The organism is Aquiflexum sp. (assembly GCF_041749095.1).
Lineage (GTDB): Bacteria > Bacteroidota > Bacteroidia > Cytophagales > Cyclobacteriaceae > Aquiflexum.
On sequence record NZ_JBGTCA010000516.1, the window covers coordinates 1 to 1,512 of the forward strand.

The following is a 1,512-nucleotide window of genomic DNA, read 5'->3' on the forward strand; positions in this document are numbered from 1 at the left end:
CGCAATTCCAATGCCCTCACAGGACCTTTGAATTTATCTATTTGTATGATATCACCTACTTTGAAAGGCTTTTGAAAAGCGAGGAGAATTCCGGCCAGAAAATTTTCCAAAATATCCTTAAATGCGAATCCAAAAATAATGGCCGATATTCCCGCTCCGGCCAGAATGCTGCCGGCAAGTCCGGTGAATCCAAGGATACGCGAAGCAGCCAGAAATCCCAGAATGGAAAAAAGCCAAAACAATCCTTCTCCTGCAAAGGACGCTACAATGCTGCTTGTTACGCGTAGCATAACGCGCCGTTTGAACAAGCGGCGCAAAAAGAACCCGATGAGGTAGAATATGGCAAATACGATCAGCGCGGCAAGTATTGCCGGTGCCGAATCGTAAATGGAATCCCATATATCCGTAAACGATTTAAAAATATTATCGCGTAGTTCCATCCAAAATGAATAAGGTAAGAATTACAAATTTAAATTATGTTTCTTAAAATAAACGAATTATCATCCGTCGTTAACTTCTTATGGGACTTGCCAGCCTATCAAAGTTTGGTTTTTAGTTCTCTGGTTTTGTAATTCAGATTGCACAATTGTAATTCAAGATCAGAATGCTCGTACAAGCTATATCAACAGCCATCACAAGGGCCAGTTCCATTGTCGCTGGTTATGCCAAAAGGTTCTTTACCAATTAGGAAATTTCTGTGTAGTTTGCTAGGTGATTTATGAGAGATTATATCACAAATCTCCAAATCAATTTCCCCAAGATTGTACCCCTTTGCGGGTCGAATGAATTGCTCGAAGTATCATAAATCTGGTTTATGATCAGAAAGAAATCGGTGCCTATCTTGGGAATGATCTGCAATCTGAAGTTCAGATTGAATTCGTTTTGATCGGAGTTCCATTGGGTGAGCAATGAGCCAAATGCATTTGGATTGATGGCGTATTCAATGCGGGATCCAATAAGATCGGTTTCAAAACTACCACCAGGGAGATCTACTATATTTTTCTCGTATCTCAGGTTTATATTAAAATATTTGCTGGCTCTCCAGAGCAGGGCGGTTTGATTTTGAGTGGACGATCCGTCATAAAAGTCCCCGTATACGATACGGGTATCTATAGAAAAAGTACGACCGGCAAAGGTGCTGAATGATCCTTCCCATTGGCGCCACCAATAGGTGCGCTGGGGAATAACGATGCCTGGCGAGATTTCAAAATCTGTGTTCAGTCCTTCAGCTATAATCCGATAATTCAGGCCAATTGTTTCACCACTGCGCGTGTCAAATCCGAAGAATCTGATCTGATGGTCGAAACTTTGAATTTCCTTGGTGTCATCGTAAAGTGTATACGTGACCTGGCCAGGTGAGAAATTGAATTGACGAATCCAGAGAAAATGTTTTTTTGGTCTTGGTCGCAGATTGATCATGGCGAAGCTCTCGCGAAAATTGCGTCTGCGCATCAGGCCTACTTCCGGCTCAAAGGGCGCCGGGCTGCGCTGGGTGGAAGCAAAAATTTGAAT

At 42.5% G+C, this 1,512-nt stretch carries 2 protein-coding genes; both read right to left on the reverse strand.

Annotated features, from left to right (window positions below; all coding sequences use genetic code 11):
* Positions 1-440: mechanosensitive ion channel domain-containing protein (locus ACEW8O_RS23340; protein WP_373497039.1), on the reverse strand; the 440-nt coding region annotated here is incomplete at its 3' end.
* 286 nt (positions 441-726) lie between these two features.
* A partial coding sequence (locus ACEW8O_RS23345; RefSeq protein WP_373497040.1) for a hypothetical protein occupies positions 727-1,512 on the reverse strand: 786 nt, incomplete at its 5' end.